Genomic DNA, 5,153 nt, shown 5'->3' with positions numbered 1-5,153 from the left:
TATCCCTGAAGCAGTTTTTCGGCATAGAGCTCAACGACTTTGCCGTCAAAGTAGCGGAGACGGCCCTGTGGATATCCCGCCTGCAGATAAACGGCGGGACTCCCCTGCCCGGCAGAGACCCGGAGCCGGACCTGCCCCTTACCGAAACTGCCCGCATAGTGTGCGCCAACGCCCTCCGCTGCGACTGGAACGAGGTCCTGCCGGCGGAGCGCTGCAGCTACATACTGGGCAACCCGCCTTTTTTGGGAGCGAGATACCAGACGCCGGAGCAAAAAGCGGAGATCAAAGAAGTCTTTCACAACAGCCGCAACTGCGGCAATATAGACTATGTGACAGGCTGGTATATGAAGGCTGCGGAATATATGAAGGACTATCCCGTCCGGGCGGCTTTCGTCAGCACCAACTCCATCTGTCAAGGCGAGCAGGTGGCGAACGTGTGGAAGCCCCTTACGGATCTGGGCGTGCATATAGACTTTGCCCACAACACCTTCCGCTGGACCAACGAAGCCGAAAACCCTGCCCACGTGTTTATTGTCATAGTCGGCTTTTCCAAACAAGTGGATGACAAAACATTATACTATCACGACAGCCCGGACTCGGAAGCCACCATTTTGCATCCCCAACGGATTAACCCTTATTTGGCCAATGCCCCGGATGTATTTATATGGAGCCGGAATACGCCTCTGTGCCACATTCCTGAAATTGGCATAGGCAACAAGCCTATAGACGGCGGCAATTATATTTTTACGGAAGAAGAAAAAGACGAGTTTCTGCGCCGGGAGCCCGGGGCGGCCCGGTTCATGCACCCCTTCATAGGGGCCGAAGAGTTTCTGCACGGGAAAAAACGGTATATCCTGTATCTGGCTCCCGCGTCGGAGCAGGAGCTTCTGGGACTGCCTCTCTGTATGGAGCGGATAAACAAGGTGCGGGAATACAGGCTTGCCAGCACCAGCGCGCAAACACGGATGCTAGCGCAAAAGCCGAGAAATTACCATGTGGAAAACATGCCAGCCGGCAATTCGATCATTATTCCAGAGGTATCCTCCGAAAGAAGAGATTATATCCCGATAGGCTATATCACGCCTGATAATCTTTGCAGCAATAAGACAAAATTGATCCCCAATGCCAGACTCTACCACTTCGGAGTGCTCACTTCACAATTCCACAATGCCTGGATGCGCAGGGTAGCAGGAAGGCTGAAAAATGACTATAGTTACTCAAACAACATAGTATATAATAACTTCGTTTGGCCGGAGCCATCGGAAGAACAAATGGCAAGAATAGAGGAGGCGGCGCAACACATTCTCGACGTGAGAAAGACCTTTTCCAACACTTTGGCGGAGCTCTACGACCCGGACCTGATGCCTGCCAGCCTGAAAGAGGCGCACACGGCCAACGACCGGGCGGTGGAGGATGCCTACGGTGTTGACTTCGGCGGCGACGAAGAAAAGATAGTGTCACATCTTTTCAGGCTGTACAGCGACAAAATACGGGAGTTTGGTGAATGATATGAAGATCATGCTTATCTGGATGACGCTCACGGTTCTTGTGCTCCTTGCCGGGCAGGCGGGGGCCAAGCCCCTGCCCCGGGTCCCTCTGTGGCACACTTACGACGTGCGCGTGTTCAGTCAGAAGCACTATGACAACCCCTACGCCGAGGCGGAGATAGAGGCGGTCTTCACTCACGAGAGCGGAGAGACCGTCAGGCTCTACGGCTTTTGGAACGGAGGAGACGAGTGGAGGGTGCGCTTTGCCCCCACCAGGCTCGGGCACTGGAACTACGTGGTCCATTGCTCCGACAAGGACAACCGGGGCTTGGAAGGCGCCGGGGGCACCATCAACGCCGTGCCAAACGACCGCAAGACCGAGCTGGACAGGCGCGGCTTCGTGCGCATTTCCGACGACGGCCGGCGCTTTGTCTATGACGACGGCACTCCCTTTTTCTGGCTGGGAGACACCAACTGGCAGGCCCCCAACTACGTGTCCACGACCCGGTGCAACTATCCCGGATGCTCCTGCTCAAACCAGTTCCGGCACGAGGTGGACGACCGGCTCCGGAAGGGCTTCACCGTATATCAGACCTATTTTGACAGCGCCGAGAGCGACGGCGGCGGCCAGCTGGGGATCAATCCCGAGCCCTCCATGTGGGCTATCCGGCACAAGCAGCCGGACACCCGGGTCTTCAGCGAAAAATACGACGCCATGTTTGACTATCTGGCCGAAAAGGGCATGGTCATAGCTCTGGGCTTCGGAGTCCACGCCATCACCACGGAAGCCATGAGCGGCGAGGATCTGGACAGGCTCGCCCGCTATCTCACCGCCCGCTACGCCGCCTATCCCGTCATATGGATCACCGCTCAGGAGATCACGGGAGAGCCCCAGTTCGCCTCTTGGGTCCGCACCGCCGGGATCACCCGGGCCGGAGACGGCTACGGCCATCCTCAGAGCGCCCACATGTTCCCCATACAGGCGGACAATTCCTACGTCCGGGAGCTGAACGGCATGAGCTGGCACGGGTTTTTCACCCTGCAGAACGGCCACGGCACCTACGTCAGCCCCAAGAGCGTCTACAAGGGCTATTGGGACACCCGAGGCCCCGACGGCCGGCCCAAGCCCTTTGTGGAGTCGGAGGCCAATTACGAAGACATCTATTGCGGCGGCTTCAACGGCTACGAAGCCTCCCGCCACTCCGCCTGGAAGGCGGTCCTGTGCGGCAGCTGCGGCTTCACCTACGGCGTCACGGGCATATGGGCCAACTGCTGGTCCACCATTGGCGACACGGGCTGGATGGGCAGCTTCAGCACGGAACCCTGGTATATGGGGCTCGGCAAGCCCGGCTCCTTTGAGATGAGCTATCTGGCCTCCTTTATGAAGGCCGTGGGCTTTGAGACCCTCGTCCCCCGCTTTGACGACAGGGCTTACTCGGACTTTGACGAAGAGAAGGTCCTGGCTTCCTCGGAGGACGGCAGCAAGGCCGTGGCGTATTTTTGCAACAACGACCTGTCCACAGGCTCCGTCAGGGGTCTGGACCCCCGGCAGCGCTACAAAGCCTTTTGGTACGACCCTCTCACGGGCAAATATATACCCGCAGGCTCCAATATCCGGGCCGCGGACGGCGCCTATCGGGTGCCGGAGAAGCCCAACGAGAGCGACTGGGTCTTTCTGCTCACGAGCCGCAACGTCCGGGCGCGGCCCACTGAAGCCCTGCCGGACTACTCGGACAAGGAGGAGCAGACAGATATCCCGGTCTCCTTCCCCGGCAAACTGCAAAAGCCCGTTATCACCTGCCTCGGCAGCGCAGTTTACGGCAAGGAGGGCCTCTTAAACACGGACCGGGCCCTCACTGACGGGGACACAGAGACAGAGTGGATACCCTTTGCGCCGGAGGCCACCCAGACCATCATATGCGACCTGCGGGAGAAAAAGTCCGTCACAGGGCTGCGCATCATATTCGGCAAGGGCTCCTTTGACCCCCACGTCAGGATCATGGGCTCCGTTGACGGGACAGATCAGACCATCCTGGCGGACACCAAGACAGGCGGCAAGCGCATGCTGTCCGGGGACCAACAGGGAGGCAGATTCGTCTTTTCCAGGAGCCTTCGCGGCAAATACAGATACATCACGGTGCTGGTCTTCCGCAGCGCCGACAAGGATACGCCCAAGACCATCGCAGAGCTGGAGCTCTATGCCCGCTAAACGCTGAGAGCAGCCCGGCATGGTCCCGGGGCGCAGTCAAAAGGAGAGAAATATGAACAAGATACTATCGGCTTTGCTGGTATTGCTGGCAGCCCTGCCGCTGGCAGCAGAGGAACCTCTGACGGGGCTCATAGGCAAAAAGGTGTCTCTGGCAGAGGAGATCTACGGGGTAAAGGCGGCGGACGACGGCTCCGTGGTGTTTACGGACAAGACCTGGTTCGGAGAGCCTGCCACCATCCAGCTGCAGTCCCGGGACGGCGTCATCACAGCCGTCAAGGCGGCCTTTGACAACAAGGCCGATTTTGAAGCCATCAAAAGGAACGTGGCCGCGGAGCTGGGAGAGCCGGACAACTACAATCTGTCCACTGAGGGCGAGCCCAACACCAGCCACTATTATAAGGACGGTCTCTTCTGGTCCATGTTTATGGACGACAACGCGGCCGGCTTTGTCATCACCCGCTCGGATTTTGCCGACTATGAGCTGTATCAGGTGCCCAGGGACACCATCCTCATACAGACAGCCTACGGCGACGTCAACGGCAACGGCACCCGGGACCGGGTGCTCCTGGTGGGCAGACCTGCCGACAAAGGCTACAGCAAGCTGTATCTCTTTGCCGAGGACGGCGAGACCCGGGAGATACTTCAGGGAGAATTCAACTTCAAGCTGGACGGCGGCGAGGATCCCGCGCTCCGGGTCACTGACGTCAACGGCGACGGCATAGACGACTTATGCGTCAGCGCTGCCACCGAGGGAGGACTGGCGGTCCATCTGGGCACCTTTGCCGGCGGCAAGGGCAAATACTCATATCTCATCGACCCCATGGAGCTCTTCAAGGGCTACACCCCGGTGGTACGCCTCACGGGCAACTACAACGCCTGCGTGATATCCACCGACAAAAAGCTGCGGCTCTACAGTCTGGAAAAATACTCCGAGACTCTGGAAGCGCTGGGCATCTATAACTCCAAAGGCAAGCTGCTGACGGCGGCCAAGGCCACGGTCTCCCCCATGCAGACCTTTGATATCACCAGTATCCCCGACGAAAAGATCTACAGTCTGGTGACCGTCCAGGAGGTCTATCTCATGGACAGGCAAAACACCGTCTGCCGGGTCAAGACCAAATACAGATGGAAGAGAGACGAAGCGGAGCCTGCCAAGACTGTATTCATAGAAGAATAAAAAAATGCCGGACCATAGAGTCCGGCATTTTTTGCAGCCTTTATTTTTTCTCCGCTTCCATAGCCAAGCATATGGCGGCGTAGTCGCCTATGCTGTCTCCCAGGGCCGCCGGCTCCAGCCTGACGGCTGCCCGGGAGTAAGAGATGGTCTCTCTTTCTATGGCTCTCATGGCAGCGGGCTTGAAGAGGTCCACGTTGCGGGCAAACACGCTGCCTATGACGATGACCTCGGGATTGAGTATGTCTATGAGCAGGGACAAGCCCTCTCCCAGCTTTTCACC

General features: G+C 58.1%; 4 protein-coding genes. 3 read left to right on the top strand and 1 reads right to left on the bottom strand.

All coding sequences use genetic code 11. From position 1 onward, the window contains the following. The 3 genes from IK083_05640 to IK083_05630 form a co-directional block, all read left to right on the top strand. A partial coding sequence (locus IK083_05640) for a class I SAM-dependent DNA methyltransferase (protein ID MBR4749035.1) occupies positions 1–1,508 on the top strand: 1,508 nt, incomplete at its 5' end. 1 nt (position 1,509) lies between these two features. Continuing rightward, entirely contained in the window at positions 1,510–3,696 is a 2,187-nt protein-coding gene (locus tag IK083_05635) for a DUF4038 domain-containing protein (GenBank protein ID MBR4749034.1), read from the top strand. A 52-nt stretch (positions 3,697–3,748) separates the two neighbouring features. After that, positions 3,749–4,873, top strand: a complete 1,125-nt coding sequence (locus IK083_05630; protein MBR4749033.1) for a hypothetical protein — start codon at positions 3,749–3,751, stop codon at positions 4,871–4,873. Positions 4,874–4,913: 40 nt separating this feature from the next. On the opposite strand, the gene IK083_05625 is transcribed toward IK083_05630, so the two are convergent. Then, the coding region (locus IK083_05625; GenBank protein ID MBR4749032.1) for an ROK family protein at positions 4,914–5,153 on the bottom strand (240 nt) is incomplete at its 5' end.

This window comes from Abditibacteriota bacterium (assembly GCA_017552965.1).
GTDB lineage: Bacteria > Armatimonadota > UBA5829 > UBA5829 > UBA5829 > RGIG7931.
This window is presented reverse-complemented; position numbering and strand designations above follow the sequence as displayed.

What these genes read in the sequence shown, in the direction of transcription:
- IK083_05630 (MBR4749033.1), top strand. Translation starts at nt 3,749, where the DNA reads ATGAACAAGATACTATCGGCTTTGCTGGTATTGCTGGCAGCCCTGCCG.
- IK083_05635 (MBR4749034.1), top strand. Translation starts at nt 1,510, where the DNA reads ATGAAGATCATGCTTATCTGGATGACGCTCACGGTTCTTGTGCTCCTT.